The sequence below is a fragment of the Streptomyces sp. NPDC058051 genome (genome assembly GCF_042885475.1).
Lineage (GTDB): Bacteria > Actinomycetota > Actinomycetes > Streptomycetales > Streptomycetaceae > Streptomyces.
In genome coordinates this window covers 71,513-90,225 of record NZ_JBHVRW010000004.1, presented here as the reverse complement: position 1 = coordinate 90,225, position 18,713 = coordinate 71,513, and the positions used below count along the sequence as shown (strand labels likewise).

Sequence of the window (18,713 nt, the reverse complement as noted above, 5' to 3'; positions counted from 1 at the left end):
TCCCGCCCGGGACACAGGGGCCCGGGCGGGCGGTCAGGGGTGGTTCAGGCGGTCTCGCGGACGGCGCGGGCCAGTGTCCGCAGGCCCTCGTCCAGCTCCTCGGGGGTGACGGTCAGTGGCGGCAGCAGCTTCACGACCTCGCTCTGCGGGCCGGAGGTCTCGACCAGCAGGCCCAGTTCGAAGGCGCGGGAGCAGACCGCGGCGGCACGCGAGGCGTCGGTGAACTCCATGCCCCAGACCAGGCCGCGGCCCCGGAAGTGTGCGCCGAGCCGGGTGTGTTCGTCGCAGATCGCCAGGAGCGCCTGCTCGACCTGCTCGCCCCTCACCAGGGTCTGCTTCTCCATCTGGCTGTCGGCCCAGTAGGCGTTCAGCGCCGCCGCGGCCGTGACGAACGCCGGATTGTTGCCGCGGAAGGTGCCGTTGTGCTCGCCCGGCCCCCAGATGTCCAGCTCCGGTGTGAACAGGCAGAGCGACATGGGCAGTCCGTAGCCGCTGATGGACTTGGACAGGGTGACGATGTCGGGAGTGATGCCGGCCTCCTCGAACGAGAAGAACGCCCCCGTCCGTCCGCAGCCCATCTGGATGTCGTCGACGATCAGGAGCATGTCGCGGCGGCGGCAGAGGTCGGAGAGCGCCCGCAGCCACTCGGGGCGCGCCACATTGATGCCGCCTTCGCCCTGCACCGTCTCGACGATCACGGCGGCGGGCTTGTTGAGGCCGGAGCCCTGGTCCTCCAGGAGCCGCTCGAACCAGAGGAAGTCGGGCACCTGGCCGTCGAGGTAGTTGTCGAACGGCATCGGGGTGCCGTGCACCAGCGGGATACCGGCCCCGGCCCGCTTGAAGGCGTTGCCGGTGACGGCGAGCGAGCCCAGCGACATGCCGTGGAAGGCGTTGGTGAACGAGACGATCGACTCGCGCCCCTTCACCTTGCGGGCCAGCTTCAGGGCCGCCTCGACCGCGTTGGTACCGGTCGGACCGGGGAACATCACCTTGTACGGGAGGTCACGCGGGCGCAGCACGTTGTTCTGGAAGGACTCCAGGAAGGCGCGTTTCGCGGTGGTGGCCATGTCGAGGCCGTGGGTGATGCCGTCGCGCTCGATGTAGTCGATCAGCGCACGCTTCAGCACCGGGTTGTTGTGGCCGTAGTTGAGAGATCCTGCACCGGCGAAGAAGTCGAGGTAGCTGTGGCCGTCCTCGTCGGTCAGCCGGGCCCCCTGCGCACGGTCGAACACTGCGGGCCAGGCGCGGCAGTAGCTCCGTACCTCCGACTCCAGGGTCTCGAAGACACTCAGCGCGGGCGGGGTGATGGTCACAGGGAATCTCCTGCTTGAGGGGGGTGTGACGGGCGGTGGTGCGCTCGGGCGTGGAACGGGCCGGGCGGCTCGGACAAGGAGCCGGCCGGGGCGCTCGGGTGTGGAGGAGGCCGGGGCTCGCACGCGGAGCCGGGCCGGGGCGCTCAGGCGTGGAACGGGCCGATGCGGTACAGGACTTCCGGCAGATGCGTGTCCTCGGGGAACACCTCGCCCGCGAAGAGCACTTCACGCTCCAGGGCGATGTCGTGGCGCTGCGCGTAGGAGGTGAACAGCCGGTCCGACGCGGTGTTGTCCGGTGTGACGGTCGCCTCGACCGAGGACAGTCCCTGCGAGGCCGCGACCCGCGAGGTCAGCGCGTCCAGCAGCTTGCCCGCCAGCCCGGTCCCGCGACGGCCGTGGTCGACGGCCACCTGCCAGACGACGAGCGTCCCGGGGCGGTCCGGGCGGAGGTATCCCGTCACGAAGGCGACAGGTTCACCGGCCTCGTCGCGGGCGACCACGGAGGTGGACGCGAAGTCACGACACCACAGCAGATAGCTGTACGAGGAGTTGAGGTCCAAGGACCCGGAATCGCGGGCGATGCGCCAGATCGCGGCTCCGTCCTCCACTCGCGGGGTGTCGATGGTGAGGAATTCGCTTCGGGCACGTGCAAAATCTGCTGGTGCGGCGGTCATGCGAATTGAATTTACCCAGCAAATTCTGAAATTGCATCGACGCGAGGGGTTGGGTGGCGTGATCCGCTGTGTTATCACGCGGGCGCACGCCCGGGTGCGATCCGGCTGCATTTCATTCCGTTTTGTGTGCCATTTATCCGACATAACGGCTGGGGTGTGGAGTCGGTCACAAGGCTGTAACTCTCGGGTGACGCAACGGAATTGCATGGATCTGGCGTCCGGGAAACAGGGTGTTTAGGGTGCTGGAAAGCGGGCAGAAGAATGCGGGGTGCTGCTCTGAAGAGAGCAGCACCCCGCATTTATGGAATATTGATGTGCCGACCGGATCTACTTGCTCGGCCAGGTTTCCGAAACGGCTTTGCGGGCAGCTTCGAAGTCGACCTGCCGGCCCGCGTCGGCCAGCGCCGCCCCCAGAGCCGCGAGCGAGGACAGCACCGCGCCCCGCGTCGCGTCCACACCGTAGTGATTGACCCGGATCATCTCCTTGGACAGCGCACCGCCACCCGCGATCAACGGCAGCGACGGGTCGGCGGCGAGCGCCCGCGCGACCAGCTCGGAGGCGTCGACGCCCGCCGGGGCGCGCAGCGTCGTCGCGACCGGCGCCGCGTCCTTCGCCTCGTGCACATACGGCGACAGGCCGCCGCCGAGTGCCACCGCGCCCGCACGCGTCGCCGCGGCAGCAGCGGCGTGCCGGGCCATCAGCGCGTCCAGGCCCTCCGCCTCGATCCGCTCCACGCACGCCTCCAGGGCCAGCATCTCCAACTGGGCGGGGGCGTGCAGCAGCGCCTTGCGGCCGCCGTCGATCCAGCGCTCCTTCCAGTCCAGGAGGGAGAGGTACGAGCGGCGCGGGGCCTGCGGGTTGGCGGCGATCCGCTCCCAGGCCCGTTCGCTCACCGACACGGCGGACACCCCGGCCGGGCCGCCCATCGCCTTCTGCGCGCCGATCACGCAGAGGTCGACGCCCCACACGTCCGGCAGCAGCGGCTCGGCGCCCACCGAGGCGACGGCGTCCAGCATGAACAGAGCCCCGTGCGCACGGACCACCTCGCCGATCTCGGCGACCGGATTGGTGTTGCCGGTCGCCGCCTCGGCGTGGACCAGGGAGACGAACTCGATCTCCGGGTGCTCGGCCAGTGCCCGCGCGACCTGGTCCGCGGTGACCGCCGCGTGGAACGGAACCGCCAGATCGAAGACCTGGGCACCGCAGTCGCGCAGCCAGTTCCCGAAGGTCTGTCCGTACGGCCCCGTGACGACGTTCAGCGCGGTCGAGCCGGGCCGGGCGCCGCCCCGGATGCAGCCTTCGAGGGGGAGCAGCGCCTCGCCCTGCGTGATGACGACGTCCTGCTCGGTGGCGAGGAGGCCGGCCACCCGCTTCTCGATGGCCGCGAAACGCGCGGCGGTGAGTGGGGCGAGGCCGAGGAAGGGGTGCGTCACGGTGGTGCTCTCTTCGGATCGGGTCGGACTGGATCGGGTCGGGTCGGATCGGGTCCGGTGCGCTGCGGTGCCGCGTACGGACGGTGCTTCCGTCGAAGCGTACCCAGGGCGCCGGCCGGCCCCTCGTACAGTGCTGTTCATGAGTGATCACACGGCACCGCGGGTGCTGCGCGTGAAGGGGCGGGTGCTCGTCGGGCCCGAGGACGTCCGGGACGAGCTCTGGATCGTCGACGGGCGGATCTCCTACCGGAGGCCGGCCGGTGCGGACGAGGCGGTGACCCTCAGCGGCTGGGTGCTGCCGGGGCTGGTCGACGCCCACTGCCACGTCGGACTCGACCATCACGGCGCAGTCGACGCCGCGACCAGTGAGAAGCAGGCCGTCGCCGACAGGGAGGCGGGTGCCCTGCTGCTGCGGGACGCGGGTTCACCGTCCGACACCCGGTGGATCGACGAGCGCGAGGACCTGCCGAAGATCATCAGGGCCGGCCGCCACATCGCCAGGCCCCGCCGATACACCCGGAACTACGCCCACGAGATCGAGCCGGACGAACTGGTCGCGTACGTCGCCCAGGAGGCGCGCCGCGGCGACGGCTGGGTGAAGCTGGTCGGCGACTGGATCGACCGCGGGGTGGGCGACCTGACCGCCTGCTGGCCCCGCGAGGCGGTCGAGGCGGCCATCGCCGAGGCGCACCGGCTCGGCGCCCGGGTCACCGCGCACTGCTTCGCCGAGGACTCGTTGCGCGACCTCGTCGAGGCCGGGATCGACTGCGTCGAGCACGCCACCGGGCTGACCGAGGACACCATTCCGCTCTTCGCCGCGCGCGGTGTCGCGATCGTCCCCACGCTGGTCAACATCGCCACGTTCCCCTCGCTCGCGGCGGGCGGCGAGGCCAGGTTCCCCCGGTGGTCGGCCCACATGCGGCGGCTGCACGAGCGCCGGTACGACACCGTGCGCGCCGCGTACGACGCCGGAATCCCGGTCTTCGTCGGCACCGACGCGGGCGGGGTGCTCGCCCACGGGCTGGTGGCCGACGAGGTCGCCGAGCTGGTGAAGGCGGGCATCCCGGCCCTGGACGCGCTGTCCGCGACGACCTGGGGTGCGCGGCGGTGGCTCGGGCGGCCGGCGCTGGAGGAGGGCGCCCCGGCGGACCTGGTGGTGTACGACGAGGACCCGCGGGCGGATGTGAGGGTGCTGGCGGCGCCGCGCCAGGTGGTGCTGAACGGGAGGGTGATCGGCTGAGGCGCGGCTCACGTGACCGCCTGCCAGCCGGCGTGCGCTGTGTTGACGGGCAGTTACCGAACCACCCGCCGTGTCGTTGAAGCACTCCTGCGCGCACCCCGGCGCAGTCGATCGCGGCACCGTCCGCGCTCGGCGGATCGGGTGACTTCGAGGAACGAACGTACCGAGATAATCGAATACAGGCGCGGAAACCCCCCTTTGGGGTGAACTCACCTCAGGTGTCTGTCAGTTCACCCTCTGTGCGTAAAGATTTCGGGGTCGAGGTCACCGGTGCCCGCGATGTCCCCCATTGGAGGGCGCCGGTGGCTCCATGTCTCATGTGGGGGTTCCACCATCTTGAACAGCAATACCTTCCGCCTGGCCGCCCTGGCGGTCGCCGCCGCTCCCGTCGCCCTGCTGGCCGTGGTCCCGGCGCAGGCCGCCACCGCGACCACCACGACCACCGGCGACGGGAAGGCGAGCGCGGTCGTGCTCCGTACCGCACTCGACGTCTCGCTCCTGAACAAGACGATCGATGTGCCGCTCAAGGTCACGCTCAACGACGTGCAGGCACCCGCCGACGCCGACCGGACGGCGCTGAGCGTGCGGCTCGACGGGGTCGACGGCGGGCGGCCGTTCAGCGTGCTGAGCGCCGATGTGGCCACCGCCAGGGCCACGGTCGGCAAGCACAGGGCCGAGGGCTACAGCAATCTCGCGAAGGCCCGGGTCCATGTGCCCGGACTCCCGGTGCTCTCGCTGATCGAGGTCGAGAAGGTCACCTCCAAGGCGGTCTGCGAGGCGGGCAGGAAGCCGGTCGCCGAGTCGAACGTGCTGGGGCACGTGTCGGTCCTCGGCAAGAAGATCACCCTCACCGCGGGCGGCACCACACAGGTGCGGGTGCCGGGCGTCGGCGAGGTGACGCTCGACCTGTCGAAGACGCAGACCACCTCGCGCACGGCGGCGGCTGCCGCGTTGCGGCTGAAGGTCTCCGTGAACCCGCTCAAGCTGAACGTGGCCGATGTGCAGGGTGAGGTCACGCTCGCCGAGGCCACCTGCGAGACACCGAAGGCGGCCGGAGAAGGCGGCAACGGCGGGTCGGGCAACGGCGGTTCGAGCAACGGTGGTTCGGGCAACGGTGGTTCGGGCAACGGTGGTTCGGGCAACGGTGGTTCGGGCAACGGCGGTTCGAGCGACGGTGGCTCCGGAAACGGTGGTTCCGGCAACGGGGGAGCGAGCGGCGGAGACACCTCCGGCAGCGGTGGCTCCGGTGACGGAGGCAGCACGTCGGGCAGCACGTCGGGCAGCACGGCCGGCGGCGACGGCGGCCAGGTGAAGCCTCAGACCGGCACCGGACACGCCCCGGCCGTCGACTCCAGCCTCGCGGAGACCGGCGGCAGCTCCACCACGCCGTACATCGCGGGCGGCGCGGTCGTGCTGCTGGCGGCGGGAGCCGGGGCCACGGTCGTGGCCAGGCGCCGCGCCCAGGACTGACCCCGCGAGGCCCGAGGGGGGCGCCCGAGGGGGCAGGTCAGGAGGGGAGCGGGGAGCGGCGTCGGCGTGACCACCACGCCGCTCCCCGCGCGCCCCGCCCGTGCCGCACCACGCAGCTCCCCGCGCGTATCGCATCACGCCGCACCACGCCGCTCGCGCCGGTGTGGTGCGGCACGCGGCAAGGGTTCTGCGGTACGTGGAAGCAACCCCGTCCGTCGGTGCGGGGCGGAGCGCCGCCGTCCCGTCAGCGGGTGATCGTGGTCAGCGTCTGGAGCGCCTGGTCCAGTGCCTGCAGAAGGCGGTTGGTCGTCGTACGGTCGCGCACCGCCAGCCGCAGCCACTGCGGACCGAGCCCCGGAAACGTATCTCCACGGCGTGCCGCGAACCCCAGCACCCGCAACCGTTCCCGTACCTCCGCGGCTTTCTCCAGCCGCACCAGGACGAACGGCCCCTCCGCCGGCTCCGCCACCCGCACCTCGGTGAACTCCCGGAGCCCCGCGACCAGATGGGCCCGGTCCACCGCGATCCGGTCCGCCGCGGCAGCCGCCTCGGCCAGGGCCCGCGGCTCCATGCACGCCTCGGCCGCCGCCAGCGCCGGGGACGACACCGGCCACAGCGGCTGCGCCTCCTCCAGCGCGCGGACCGTCTCCGGGGCGGCGAGCACATAACCGATCCGCAGCCCCGCGAGCCCCCACGTCTTGGTGAGGCTGCGCAGCACGACGAGCCCCGGGATGTCCGTACGCCCGCACAGCGCCTCGCGCTCGTCCGGTATCGCGTCCATGAACGCCTCGTCGACCACCAACGTCCGCCCGGGGCGCGCCAGCTTCTCCAGGGTGGCCGCCGGATGCAGGACGGACGTGGGATTGGTCGGATTTCCGACCACCACCAGATCGGCGTCCTCGGGCACGGCCGCCGGATCCAGCACGAAGCCGTCCCCGGCCCGCAGCAGCACCCGCCGCACCTCGTGTCCGGCCGCACGCAGCGCCGACTCGGGCTCGGTGAACTGTGGATGGACCACGACCGGGCGGCGGGCCGGCAGCGCCCGTGCGATCAGCACGAACGCCTCCGCCGCACCCGCCGTCAACAGCACGCGTTCCGGCGGAAGTCCGTGCCGGGCCGCGACCGCCGCCCGCGCCGGACGGCCGTCCGGGTAGGCGGCGAGCGTGCCGAGCGACGCGGCGATCCGCGCCCGCAGCCACGCCGGGGGCGTATCGGTCCGTACGTTGACGGCGAGATCGGTCAGATCCCGGCCCCGTACCTCCGCGTCACCGTGGTGACGCAGATCGTGCGTGCCCGTGCCTGCCGCGCCGGGGCTTTCAGTGGGAGTGTGCATGACCGCCGTGGGGGTGGTGGTGATGGCCGTCGTCGTCGGGGTGGAAGTGCGGCTGCTGGGGCAGCCCCACCTTGTCCTCGAAGCCCGGCAACGAGATCCGGTACACGCATGAGTCGCAGTTCATCCGCAGATCGCCCTCGACGGCCTCCCGGTAGCGCTCCATGACCAGCTCGTAGAGTTCCTCGGCCGCACCGATGACCTCGGCCGAGCGGACGTCGAGCTCCGGATGGGCGGCGGCCCACTCCGCGGTCCGATGACGCACCCGGTCCGGCAGGATGCCGGTGAAGAGGAAGTACGGCAGAACGATGATGCGCCCGGCACCCAGCTTCGCGCAACGGTCGAGACCGGCCGGTACGTCCGGCGCAGCGAGCGAGACGAACGCCGTCTCCACCCCCGCGTACCCCCGGCCCTCCCAGAACAGCCGCGCCGCCTTGTACACCTCGGCGTTGGCGTCCGGGTCGGTCGAACCGCGCCCGACCAGCAGCACTGTCACCTCGGACCGGTCGGTGTCGCCCAGCACCGCGTCGACCCGCCGCTCCAGCACCTTCAGCAGCGCCGGATGCGGGCCGAGCGGACGGCCGTAGGTGTACGAGATACCGGGGTGGCGCTCCTTCTCACGGACCAGCGCCGCCGGAATGTCGCCCTTGGCGTGCCCGGCCGACACCAGCATCAACGGCACGGCGGCGAAGCGCTCGACACCGCGCTCGACGAGTTCGGTCACGGCGTCGCCGAGCGGCGGCGGCGACAGCTCGATGAAACCGCCCGCGACGGGCAGTTCCGGGTGGCGTTCGCCCAGTTCGGTCACGAAGTCACGGAAGGCCGCGGCCCCGCCCTCGTCCCTGGTGCCGTGGCCGGCGATGAGCAGTGCGGGCCGGGTGGACGCGGTGGTCACAGGTTCTCCTCGATGTGCGTGGGGGATACGGGGTGGTAGAGCAGGGCGTTGAGCGCGGCGGCGGCGACCGCCGAGCCGCCCTTCTCGGACACATTGCTCACAGCGGGCAGGCCGCTCTCGCGCAGCGCCGCCTTCGACTCGGTCGCGCCGACGAAGCCGACCGGCAGCCCGATGACGAGCGCGGGCGCGGCATCGAGGACGAGCAGTTCCTCCAGCGCGGTCGGCGCGTTGCCGATCACCCAGATCGCGCCGGGCCCGACCTGCTCGTACGCGAGCCGGATCGCGTGGGCCGAACGCGTCAGCCCGGGACCTGACCTGGCCTCGTTCAGACGGCACACGGTCTCGCGCCGGGTGATGCCCGCCGCGACCATCTCCACGTCGGTGACGACCGGCGCCCCCGCGTGCAGCGCCGCATGCGCGACGACGAGCGACGCCTCGTCGCAGACCAGATCCGCCGCGTACCCCAGATCCGCCGCGGAGTGGATGACCCGCTCCACGACGGCCCGGGTCAGCGGTGCGAAGTGCGAGGTGTCCAGGCGGGCGCGCAGCCGCCGGAACGACTCCTGCTCGATGGGGTGCACGGTTCTCTCCCAGGGCCGGTTCACCGCGCTCCTTCCCGCGCGGCGGTGGCCGACTGCCAGCGGTAGCCGCGCGGCGTCACCATGCGGCCGGCTATCTCCCGGGTGGCCGTGTTGCCGACCGTCAGGACCGTCATCATGTCCACCGTCGCCGGGTCCAGACCGGCGAGCGACGTCACCCGGCTGCTCTCGTCCGGGCGCGAGGCATTGCGCACGACACCCACCGGAGTCGCCGGTTCCCGGTGCTCGGAGAGGATCGACAGCGCCTTCGGGAGCTGCCAGTCCCGGCCCCGGCTGCGCGGGTTGTAGAACGTCACGACGATGTCGGCCTCGGCCGCCGCCCGTACCCGGCGCTCGATGACCTCCCACGGAGTGTGCAGGTCGGAGAGGCTGATCGACACATGGTCGTGGCCCAGCGGGGCGCCCAGGATCGCGGCGGCTGCCAGCGCGGCCGTCACACCCGGCACACCCACCACGTCGATGTCGGTGCCTGCCTCGGCGAGCGCGGGCGACGCCATCGCGTACACGCCCGCGTCACCACTGCCGATCAGCGCCACCGCATGACCCCTGCGGGCCTCGGCGACCGCCGTACGGGCCCGCTCCTCCTCGGCACCCAGCCCGGACTCCAGAAGCGTGGTGCCGGGGCGCAGCAGGTCCCTGATCTGGTCGACGTACTGGTCGAGCCCGACCAGCACCGAGGCCCGCCGCAGTTCCGCACGGGCCCGCGGGGTCAGCAGATCACGCGCCCCCGGGCCGAGGCCGACGACGGCCAGCCGCCCGCGCGGGCGGCGCCGCACCACCGCGCAGGTGGCCATCGCGGCCCGTCCCTCCGGTGCCGACTTCCGCTTCGGTACGAGGAGTTCGCCTCCCGCGGCGAGCGCGGCGGCCTCCGCCACGGACGGCGTCCCGACAGCGGCGAGCGGCGCGTCGGACGGATGGGGCACCTCGATGCGGGCCAACGCGTCGGCGGGGTACGTCCGCAGCGGTACGCCGAGCCGCGCGGCGGCAGCGACGATCCCCGGTTCGTCCGCCTTCGCGTCGACGGTCACCAACTCCGCGACGCTCAGCGGCGAAAGCCCGGCCTCGCGCAGCGCGTCCAGGACCAGCCCGGCGACCTCCCCGACCGACGCGCCGCGCGACGCACCGACCCCGACGGCCAGCGACGCCGGCCTCAACACGGCTGCCCCCGGACCGAGTTCCACGACCCGGTCGGTGACGTGCAGGACCGCGTCACCCCCGGTCCCGGCGCCCACCTGTGCGGGGAACGGCGGCAACGGCCACACCGCGTCCGCCCGCAGCTCCACCGGTGAGCCGTCGAGCATCGCCCGCGACACGCCCGCGACATCGCCCTCCACCGGCAACCCCAGCGTGTCCAGCCCCGGCACCCCTGCCGCGTCCGTCGCCGTCGTCACGACCGGCGCCGCGCCCAGCACGTCACCGACCTCCCCGGCCAGGGCGTTCGCGCCGCCGCCGTGCCCGCCGAGCAGCGCCACCGCATGGCGGCCCGCCTCGTCGACACAGACGACCCCCGGGTCCGACGACTTGTCCGACAGCAGCGGCGCGAGCAGCCGCACCACGGCACCCGTCGCCAGGAAGCACACCAGCTGCTCGCACTCGCCGAACGCCCGGCGCACGGCCTCGCTCACCGGTCCCTCGTAGACCACGGTGCGGCCGGGCCAGGCCGCGGCCAGCCGGTCGCGGGCGACGGTGCCCGCCGCCGTGGCGGAGATCAGGCCGATCACTGGGTTGCTCCTTCGCTTGCACGGACCGCGGGGCGGGTGCCCCACAGCAGAAATACCGGATTGGTCGCGGCGAGCCGCGACACCTCGCCGGGCAGCGGCGCCAGCCGGGAGGACTGCAGCAGCACTCCCTCCGGCGCGAGCCCGGCACCGGTCAGCGCCGCCCGCACCTCGGGCACCCGGTCCAGCGCCGCCAGGGCCACCACCACCGAGCGCCGCGCACGCCGGGCGCACGCCGTCACGATGGCGGGCAGCTCCCGCCCCCCGCCCCCGACGAACACCGCGTCCGGGTCGTCCAGACCGTCGAGCACGGCGGGCGCCGAGCCGTGCACCGCCTGGACGTACACCGTGTGCGCTGCCGCGTTCGCCCTGATCCGCTCGACCCCGTCCGAGGTCTTCTCCACGGCGACGGCGGCCGCGCCGAACCGCGCGCACTCCACCGCGACCGAGCCCGAACCCGCGCCGATGTCCCACACCAGGTCACCGGTGCGCGGCCCCAGCCGGGCCAGCGCCAGCGCCCGCACCTCGAATTTGCTGATCATCGAGTCGCGGTGCTCGAACTCCGTCTCGTCCAGCGCCCACCGGCCGGGCCCCGCGTGCGCCCCCGCGACGGTCCGTACGGAGGAGAGCACCCGGGACTCGTCCAGACACAGCACCACGCTCACCGGATCCGGCCAGTCACGTGCCACCGCCTCGCCGGGACTCAGCCGCTCGACACGCTCCCGCTCCGGATCGCCGAGCGCCGTCGCGACGACCAGGGTGCGCCCCCCGGCGCCGCGCACCAGTCCCGCCGCCAGCTCCGCGGGGCCGGCACCGGGCCCGGTCAGGACGGCCACCTTCGGGTGGGCCAGACAGGCGTTCACCGCGGTCCGCGGATCACGGCCGTGCGCACTGACCACGACCGCGTCGTCCCAGGCGAGCCCGAGCCGGGCGAACGCGACCGCGACGGACGGGGCGGTCGGCCGCACGTCGAGCGCGGCCGGTCCGAAGCGCTCCGTCAGCGCCCGCACGATCCCGAAGAACCCGGGGTCACCGGAGGCCAGCACGACCACCCGTCCCGCGCCGTCCCCCGCGTGCCGCGCGATCCGGTCGAGGGCCGGCGCCAGCGGACCGAGCACGGCCTGCTCGACCTGTCCGGGCAGCTCCGCGGCCTCCAGATGGCGCCGGGCACCGACCACCAGGGTGGCCCCGCCCAGCGCCCGACGGGCCTCGGACCCGAGCGGTGCGCCCGTCCCCGTGCCGAAGACACGGATCGGCGGGCTCTTCGGACCGAGGAGTCCGGGAGGCCGGGCTCCCGGACCCTTGACGCCCCGCGTCATGAGCCGGACCGCTGGGCGCGCAACTGTGCCCGCGCCGCCCTGTCGGCCTTGCGGAAGCCGTGGAAGTGCCCCGGATGGTAGAGGTGCGAGCGCGTTCCCGAAGCGGACAGCGCCGGACCCACGAGGAACAGCGTGTGCTTCCAGAGCTTGTGCTCCTTGACCGTCTCCTCCAGGGTCTCGATCGTGCAGCGCAGGATCAGCTCCTCCGGCCAGGTCGCCTGGTACGCGATCACGACCGGGGTCGATGTGGGATAGCCGCCCTCCAGGAGCTCCTGGGTGAGCTGCCCGGACCGGGCCGCCGACAGGAACAACGCCATCGTCGTGCCGTGACGCGCGAACTCCCGCACCTCCTCGCCCGGCGGCATCGGCGTCTTGCCGCCGCCGAGCCGCGTCAGGATCACGGACTGCGCGACCTCCGGAATCGTCAGCTCCCGCTGGGCGATCGCCGCTACCGCCGAGAACGACGACACACCCGGCACGATCTCGACCGCGACGCCCAGCCCGGCACACCGGTCGACCTGCTCCTGCGTGCCGCCCCACAGCGCCGGGTCGCCGGAGTGGACACGTGCCACCTTCAGTCCCTCGGCTGCCGCGCGTTCGTACACGGCGACGACCTGCTCCAGCGACATCTGCGCCGAGTCGAGGATCTCCGCGCCCTCCCGGGCGTGCTCCAGGACCTCCGCCTGCACCAGGCTCGCCGCCCAGATGACGATGTCGGCCTCCGCGATGGCCCGCGCCGCCCGGAAGGTCAGCAGATCGGCGGCGCCGGGGCCGGCACCGACGAACGTCACTTTGCCACGGGTGGGCGCGGCGACCGCGCCGGCTGCGTCGACTGCTTCGGACATGGGACGGGTCCTTTCGGAAAACGGACAGAACGGTGGGACGGACTGAAGGGCGAGACGGCAGAGCGGTGGGACGGACTGAAGGATGAGACGGACAGAGCGGTGGGGCGGACTGAAGGACGAGACGGACAGAACGGTGGGGCGGACTGAAGGACGAGACGGCAGAGCGGTGGGGGCGGACCGAAGGCCGAGACGGAGGGAGCGGTGGGACGGACAGAACGGCGTGCCGAGGGCGTGCTGAGATGCGCGCACCGGGCTCAATCGGCTAGCAAGAGCGCATGGCGGTGTTCGTCGCGCTCGGCGCGTTCCTGATGACCCTGGCCGGCGGCTGGGTCGCCCAGCGCGTGAGCGACCGCCGCCACCTGGTGCTCGGATTCGCCGGCGGACTGATGCTCGGCGTGGTCGGTCTCGACCTGCTGCCGGAAGCGATCGACGCCGCGGGCCAACGGGTCTTCGGCGTCCCGGCGGCCCTGCTGCTCTTCGTGGGCGGATTCCTCACCGCCCACCTGGTGGAGCGTCTGCTCGCCGTACGCCGGGCGGCACACGGCGCGGGCGAGGAAAGGGTGCCGCAGGTCGGACTCACGGCAGCGGCCGCCATGGTCGGCCACAGCCTGATGGACGGCGTCGCGCTCGGTGCGGCCTTCCAGGTCGGCGCGGGCATGGGGGCCGCCGTCGGCCTTGCCGTCATCACGCACGACTTCGCCGACGGCTTCAACACCTACACGATCACCAGCCTGTACGGGAACGCCCGCCGCAAGGCCGTGCTCATGCTGTTCGCGGACGCCCTGGCACCGCTCGTGGGCGCCGCGACGACGCTGCTGTTCATCCTTCCGGAGGAACTCCTCGGCAGCTATCTCGGCTTCTTCGGCGGTGTACTGCTGTACCTGGCCGCCGCCGAGATCCTTCCCGAGGCACACCACGAACACCCGGCCCGTTCCACGCTGCTGTGCACGGTGGCCGGGGTGGGCTTCATCTGGCTGGTGGTGGGCATCGCGGGCTGACCACCGCACCGCACCGGGGCGCCTCACAATTTTCCGCCCCGCCCGCCGCCGCGCGGCGCCGGCGCGATCAGCGTCGACAGATAGGGCAACGGCCCCTCGGCCAGTTCCGCGGCGGGCCGGATCGACTCCTCGGGCAGCCCCAGCGCCGAACCCCACACCGCGTCCTCGGTACGCCCCGTCTCACGCAACGCCGCGGCCACCTCCGCGGCCAGCCGCCCGAACTTGTACGCGACGACCGTCCCGGGACCTTCCAGGGCCTCCTTGAGCACCGCGGCCCCGGCCGTCACCGGCACCAGCGTCAACGGCTCCGTCCCCTCCGTCAGCACCGCACCGCTGCGCGCGGCCAGGTCCTGCATGGCCGTGATCCCGGGCACGGTCTCCACGGCCGTGCCCGGCAGCAGCTCACCTATCGTGTGCGCGAGATACGTGAACGTCGAGTACACGTTGGGGTCGCCGATCGTCGCGAACGCCACCGACCCGTGCGTACGCAGCAGCTCCGCGACCCGCTCGCCCGCCGCGTCCCACGCCGCCTCCCGGCGCGCCCGGTCCGTCCGCTCGTTGAGCGCGAACACCACCCGCACGACCTTGTCGGCCGCCACGTAATGCAGCACGGTCGCCTCGGCCCGCCCCCGCTCACCGGTGTCCATCACCGGCACGACGACGACCGCGGCATCACGCAGCGCGTTCACTCCCTTGACGGTCACCAGCTCCGGGTCACCGGGCCCGACACCGACACCGACCAGCCTGCTCGTACCCTGACCGTGGTTCATCCCTTGCACCTTTCGACGAATCGGCGGACCGTACCGGGCACCGAGGCCCCATGCGTATGCAGATAACTCGCGTGCACGCCCCGCCGCACGAACCCCTCCACGCGCCGCTCCGGCCGGTGCAGGCCCCAGGCCGGTTCCGCCCCGGCACCCGGCTCCAGCACGGTCCGGTGGAACTCGTGCCCGCGCACCCGCGTCCCGGGCGCCGCCAGCACACTGTCGGAGACCGCCACGGCCTCCCGGTAGCCGAGCGTCAGCCGCTCGGTCATGCGGCCCTCCGCATCGAGGACCCCGCACATCGGCAGCCCGTCGAGCGAACGTGCCAGATACAGCAGCCCCGCACACTCGGCGGCCACCGGAGCCCCGGACGCCACCAGCTCGGCCACGGCCCCGCGCAGCGCCGCGTTGGCGGACAGCTCCGAGGCGTACACCTCGGGGAAACCCCCACCGATGACCAGCCCCCGCGTCCCCTCGGGCAACGCCTCGTCGCGCAACGGATCGAACGGCACGACCTCGGCCCCGGCGGCGGCAAGCAGCTCGGTGTGCTCGGTGTACGAGAACGTGAACGCGGCCCCCGCCGCGACGGCGATCCTCGGCCGCCGGGGAGCGGACCCGCCAGGGGCCTCGCCCACCGCCTCCGCGGCGTCCCACGCCTCACCCGGCACCGCGGGCGCGGACCGCGCCAACGCCAGGACCGCGTCCAGGTCGCACCCCGCCCCCACCTGATCCGCCATCGCCGCGACCGCCGCCACCGCGTCGCCCCGCCGCTCGGCCACCGGCACCAGACCCAGATGCCGTGCGGGCACAGCCACCTGCTCGGCCCGCCGCAACACCCCCAGCACCGGCACACCCGACGCGTCCAACGCCTCCCGCAGCAGCGCCTCGTGCCGCTCGGAGCCGACCTTGTTCAGAATCACCCCGCCGATCCGCACCCGCGGATCCCACGAGGCGAAGCCGTGCACCAGCGCCGCCACGGACCGCGACTGCGACGACGCGTCGACGACCAGCACCACGGGCGCCCGCAGCAGCTGCGCGACCTGAGCGGTCGAGGCCAGCTCCCCGTGCCCCGACGCCCCGTCGTACAGCCCCATCACTCCCTCGACGACCGCGAGATCGCAGCCGCGCGCCCCGTGCGCGAAGAGCGGGGCGACCAGCTCCGGGCCGCACAGGTACGCGTCGAGATTGCGGCCCGGCCGCCCCGTGGCGAGCGTGTGGTACCCGGGATCGATGTAGTCGGGCCCGACCTTGTGCGGGGACACGGCGAGACCCCGTCGCGCGAAGGCCGCCATCAGCCCCGTGGCCACGGTCGTCTTGCCGCTCCCGGACGAGGGCGCGGCGATCACCAGACGCGGGACGTTCACCGCGGGCTCCTCACCATTCGATGCCCCGCTGACCCTTCTGACCGGCATCCATCGGGTGCTTGACCTTCGACATGTCGGTCACCAGGTCGGCGGCCTCCACCAGCCTCTCGGGCGCGTTGCGCCCCGTGATGACCACATGCTGCGTACCGGGACGGCCGCGCAGCACCTCGATCACCTCGTCGGTGTCGACCCAGCCCCAGTGCATCGGGTACGCGAACTCGTCGAGGACGTAGAGCCGGTACGTCTCGGCCGCCAGGTCGCGCTTGACCTGCTCCCAGCCCTCCCGGGCCGCCTCCTCGTTGTTCAGCTGCCGGTCGCGCTGCACCCACGACCAGCCCTCGCCCATCTTGTGCCAGGCGACGGTCCCGCCCTCGCCGCTCGCTCCGAGGACCTTCAGCGCGTTCTCCTCGCCGACCTTCCACTTCGCCGACTTGACGAACTGGAAGACCCCGATGGGCCACCCCTGATTCCAGGCGCGCAGCGCGAGCCCGAAGGCCGCCGTCGACTTCCCCTTCCCGATACCGGTGTGCACCACCAGCAGCGGACGGTTGCGGCGCTGACGGGTGGTGAGCCCGTCGTCCGGCACAGTGGTCGGCTGTCCCTGCGGCATTACGCGGCCCTCCCGCTCGTTCCCCGAACATCCTTGACGAGCCCGGCGATCGCGTCGGCACGCAGTTCGTCGAGCGTGACGGCGACGGACCCGAGATCACGCGCGAGGCTTCCCGCGAGACCCAGGCGTACCGGCCCGGACTCGCAGTCCACGACGACGGACGCGATGCCCTCGGCCTCGTGCAGCCGCGCCGCCCGCGACGCCAGCGCCACCGGCTCGGGCCCGCCGGTCGCCCGCCCGTCGGTCACCACGACCAGCAACGGCCGGCGCGACGGATCACGCAGCCGCTCCACCCGCAGCACCTCATGGGCCTTCAACAACCCGGCGGCGACCGGGGTACGGCCACCGGTGGGCAGCGTCTCCAGCCGGGCCGCCGCGGCGTCCACCGACGACGTCGGCGGCAGCACCACCTCGGCCCCCGTGCCCCGGAAGGTGATCAGCCCGACCTTGTCCCGCCGCTGGTACGCGTCCAGCAGCAGCGAGAGGACGGCACCCTTCACGGCGCTCATCCGCTGCCGGGCCGCCATCGACCCGGAGGCGTCCACGACGAACAGGACGAGATTCCCCTCGCGCCCCTCCCGGGTCGCCTGCCGCAGATCGTCCCGCCGGACCACCAGCCCCCGCCCCGACCGGCCCCGCGCCCGCTGATGCGGGGCGGCGGCCTGCACGGTCGCCGCCAGATGCAGCTTGGTCAGGGCGCCCTGCGGACGCCGCGCACCCGTCGTACGCCCGTGCTCGGTCCGTGCCCGGGACCGCCGCCCCGCCGCGCCCTCGCCCAGACCGGGCACGCTCAGCATCTTCGTGCGGAACGGCTCGGCGGCGCGGACGGGCTGCTGCTCACCGGTCCCGGAGGACCGGCCCCTTCCCTGCTCCTGCCCCTGCTCGGGCACGGACTGCGCGGGCGTGTCGCCGGCCTCGGCCTCGGGCTGCGGCGGCGTGCCGGGCCCGTCGTCCTGCGGGGGCCGGCCGCCGCCACCAGGGCCGTCCGGGTCCGGATCGTCGTCCTCGCCGCTGTTCTGCTCCAGCGTGTCGTCGAGCTTGTCCTCGTCGAGCCCGGGCGCGTCGAACGGATTGCGGCGACGCCGGTGGGGGAGCGCGAGCAGCGCGGCCTGCCGCACGTCCTCGGCGAGCACCACCGTACGTCCCGCCCAGGCGGCCAGCGCGGTGGCCGTCCGCGCCATCACGATGTCCGCGCGCATCCCGTCGACCTCGAAAGCCGCGCAGGTCGCCGCGATCTGCCGCAACGCCCCGTCCCCGAGCCGCACGTCGGGCAGCAGCGCACGCGCGGCGACGATCCGCGCCCGCAACGCGCCTTCCTCGTCGGCCCACTTGGCGGCGAAGCCCGCCGGGTCGTCGTCGTACGCGAGACGCCGCCGCACGACCTCGACCCGCTGATCGGTCTCGCGGGACGCGGCGACCTCGACGGTCAGCCCGAAACGGTCGAGCAACTGCGGCCGCAGTTCCCCCTCTTCCGGATTCATCGTCCCGACGAGCAGGAAGCGCGCGGCATGCCGTACGGAGACGCCCTCACGCTCCACGTACGACGCGCCCATGGCAGCCGCGTCCAGCAACAGGTCCACGAGGTGGTCGTGGAGGAGATTGACCTCGTCGACGTAGAGAATCCCGCGATGCGCGTCGGCGAGCAGGCCCGGCTCGAAGGCTTTCACGCCCTCGGCGAGCGCCCGCTCGATGTCGAGCGCCCCCACGAGGCGGTCCTCGGACGCTCCGACGGGCAGCTCGACCATGCGCGCGTCCCGCGACACGCCGGGTCCGGCCTCATGGGGGCCGTCCGGACACACCGGATCGGGCGACGCCGGGTCGCACGAGAACCGGCACCCGGACACGACCGGAACCTCCGGCACGAGCGCGGCCAGCGCGCGCACGGCGGTGGACTTCGCGGTGCCCTTCTCACCACGTACCAGCACCCCGCCGACGGCCGGCGAGACAGCATTGAGGAGCAGGCCGAGCCGGAGGTCGTCCTGGCCGACGACGGCGGTGAACGGGTAGGGGGTGCTCATGTGACGATCACTCCTTCAAAGGACTCATGGACGGCCGGCCGGTGCTGCGGCACCTGTTCGGCGAAGGCGGGGCAGTGCTCCCCGCCGGTGCGGGGACGGTCCGGACGTCGACACGCGGGGAC

The 18,713-nt window shown here is 72.9% G+C and carries 15 protein-coding genes and 1 pseudogene; 3 read left to right on the top strand and 13 right to left on the bottom strand.

Going from position 1 to position 18,713, the window contains the following annotated elements; translation table 11 throughout:
* Window positions 1-44: 44 nt before the first annotated feature.
* From ectB to ACFVUT_RS08365, 3 genes are all read right to left on the bottom strand, one after another.
* On the bottom strand, window positions 45-1,313 hold the full coding sequence (ectB, locus tag ACFVUT_RS08375) for a diaminobutyrate--2-oxoglutarate transaminase (protein WP_389646578.1): 1,269 nt from the start codon (window positions 1,311-1,313) through the stop codon (window positions 45-47).
* Window positions 1,314-1,456: 143 nt separating this feature from the next.
* Complete coding sequence (ectA, locus tag ACFVUT_RS08370) at window positions 1,457-1,987, bottom strand: diaminobutyrate acetyltransferase (RefSeq protein ID WP_389646581.1); 531 nt, start codon at window positions 1,985-1,987, stop codon at window positions 1,457-1,459.
* A 327-nt stretch (window positions 1,988-2,314) separates the two neighbouring features.
* A complete protein-coding gene (locus tag ACFVUT_RS08365; RefSeq protein ID WP_389646584.1) occupies window positions 2,315-3,421 on the bottom strand; it encodes a pyridoxal-phosphate-dependent aminotransferase family protein in 1,107 nt (368 codons plus the stop codon).
* A gap of 163 nt (window positions 3,422-3,584) precedes the next feature.
* On the opposite strand from ACFVUT_RS08365, the gene ACFVUT_RS08360 reads away from it, so the two are divergent.
* The gene (locus ACFVUT_RS08360; RefSeq protein WP_389646867.1) at window positions 3,585-4,661 is read left to right on the top strand and encodes an amidohydrolase family protein; all 1,077 of its coding nucleotides are present in this window, start codon (window positions 3,585-3,587) and stop codon (window positions 4,659-4,661) included.
* 336 nt (window positions 4,662-4,997) lie between these two features.
* Entirely contained in the window at window positions 4,998-6,131 is a 1,134-nt protein-coding gene (locus ACFVUT_RS08355; RefSeq protein WP_389646587.1) for an SCO1860 family LAETG-anchored protein, read from the top strand.
* A 244-nt stretch (window positions 6,132-6,375) separates the two neighbouring features.
* On the opposite strand, the pseudogene cobC reads toward ACFVUT_RS08355, so the two are convergent.
* From cobC to cobM, 6 genes and pseudogenes are all read right to left on the bottom strand, one after another.
* Window positions 6,376-7,416, bottom strand: a pseudogene (gene cobC / locus ACFVUT_RS08350) (Rv2231c family pyridoxal phosphate-dependent protein CobC); the annotation flags it as partial.
* Between the two features lie 31 nt (window positions 7,417-7,447).
* Entirely contained in the window at window positions 7,448-8,356 is a 909-nt protein-coding gene (locus ACFVUT_RS08345; protein ID WP_389646590.1) for a sirohydrochlorin chelatase, read from the bottom strand.
* On the bottom strand, window positions 8,353-8,961 hold the full coding sequence (locus ACFVUT_RS08340) for a precorrin-8X methylmutase (protein ID WP_389646593.1): 609 nt from the start codon (window positions 8,959-8,961) through the stop codon (window positions 8,353-8,355). Before ACFVUT_RS08340 ends, ACFVUT_RS08345 begins: the two co-directional genes overlap by 4 nt.
* On the bottom strand, window positions 8,958-10,676 hold the full coding sequence (gene cobJ / locus ACFVUT_RS08335; RefSeq protein WP_389646596.1) for a precorrin-3B C(17)-methyltransferase: 1,719 nt from the start codon (window positions 10,674-10,676) through the stop codon (window positions 8,958-8,960). The genes ACFVUT_RS08340 and cobJ overlap by 4 nt, the downstream gene beginning before the upstream one ends.
* Complete coding sequence (gene cbiE / locus ACFVUT_RS08330; protein WP_389646599.1) at window positions 10,673-11,992, bottom strand: precorrin-6y C5,15-methyltransferase (decarboxylating) subunit CbiE; 1,320 nt, start codon at window positions 11,990-11,992, stop codon at window positions 10,673-10,675. The genes cobJ and cbiE overlap by 4 nt, the downstream gene beginning before the upstream one ends.
* Entirely contained in the window at window positions 11,989-12,837 is an 849-nt protein-coding gene (cobM, locus tag ACFVUT_RS08325; protein WP_389646602.1) for a precorrin-4 C(11)-methyltransferase, read from the bottom strand. Before cobM ends, cbiE begins: the two co-directional genes overlap by 4 nt.
* 275 nt (window positions 12,838-13,112) lie before the next feature.
* Between cobM and ACFVUT_RS08320 the strand changes: the two genes are divergently transcribed.
* Entirely contained in the window at window positions 13,113-13,835 is a 723-nt protein-coding gene (locus ACFVUT_RS08320) for a ZIP family metal transporter (RefSeq protein ID WP_389646605.1), read from the top strand.
* Window positions 13,836-13,858: 23 nt separating this feature from the next.
* On the opposite strand, the gene cobI is transcribed toward ACFVUT_RS08320, so the two are convergent.
* The 4 genes from cobI to ACFVUT_RS08300 are packed head-to-tail and all read right to left on the bottom strand — an operon-like array spanning window position 13,859 to window position 18,591.
* A complete protein-coding gene (cobI, locus tag ACFVUT_RS08315; RefSeq protein ID WP_389646608.1) occupies window positions 13,859-14,605 on the bottom strand; it encodes a precorrin-2 C(20)-methyltransferase in 747 nt (248 codons plus the stop codon).
* The gene (locus ACFVUT_RS08310) at window positions 14,602-16,011 is read right to left on the bottom strand and encodes a cobyrinate a,c-diamide synthase (protein ID WP_389646611.1); all 1,410 of its coding nucleotides are present in this window, start codon (window positions 16,009-16,011) and stop codon (window positions 14,602-14,604) included. The genes cobI and ACFVUT_RS08310 overlap by 4 nt, the downstream gene beginning before the upstream one ends.
* The gene (gene cobO, locus ACFVUT_RS08305; RefSeq protein WP_389646614.1) at window positions 15,974-16,573 is read right to left on the bottom strand and encodes a cob(I)yrinic acid a,c-diamide adenosyltransferase; all 600 of its coding nucleotides are present in this window, start codon (window positions 16,571-16,573) and stop codon (window positions 15,974-15,976) included. Before cobO ends, ACFVUT_RS08310 begins: the two co-directional genes overlap by 38 nt.
* The gene (locus ACFVUT_RS08300; protein ID WP_389646617.1) at window positions 16,573-18,591 is read right to left on the bottom strand and encodes a putative cobaltochelatase; all 2,019 of its coding nucleotides are present in this window, start codon (window positions 18,589-18,591) and stop codon (window positions 16,573-16,575) included. The genes cobO and ACFVUT_RS08300 overlap by 1 nt, the downstream gene beginning before the upstream one ends.
* Between the last annotated feature and the right edge of the window lie 122 nt (window positions 18,592-18,713).

Coding starts and splice junctions, on each gene's coding strand:
- ACFVUT_RS08320 (WP_389646605.1), top strand. CDS start 13,113: ATGGCGGTGTTCGTCGCGCTCGGCGCGTTCCTGATGACCCTGGCCGGC.
- cobO (WP_389646614.1), bottom strand. CDS start 16,573: ATGCCGCAGGGACAGCCGACCACTGTGCCGGACGACGGGCTCACCACC.
- cobI (WP_389646608.1), bottom strand. CDS start 14,605: ATGAACCACGGTCAGGGTACGAGCAGGCTGGTCGGTGTCGGTGTCGGG.
- cbiE (WP_389646599.1), bottom strand. CDS start 11,992: ATGACGCGGGGCGTCAAGGGTCCGGGAGCCCGGCCTCCCGGACTCCTC.
- cobM (WP_389646602.1), bottom strand. CDS start 12,837: ATGTCCGAAGCAGTCGACGCAGCCGGCGCGGTCGCCGCGCCCACCCGT.
- ACFVUT_RS08300 (WP_389646617.1), bottom strand. CDS start 18,591: ATGAGCACCCCCTACCCGTTCACCGCCGTCGTCGGCCAGGACGACCTC.
- ACFVUT_RS08310 (WP_389646611.1), bottom strand. CDS start 16,011: ATGCCGGTCAGAAGGGTCAGCGGGGCATCGAATGGTGAGGAGCCCGCG.
- ectA (WP_389646581.1), bottom strand. CDS start 1,987: ATGACCGCCGCACCAGCAGATTTTGCACGTGCCCGAAGCGAATTCCTC.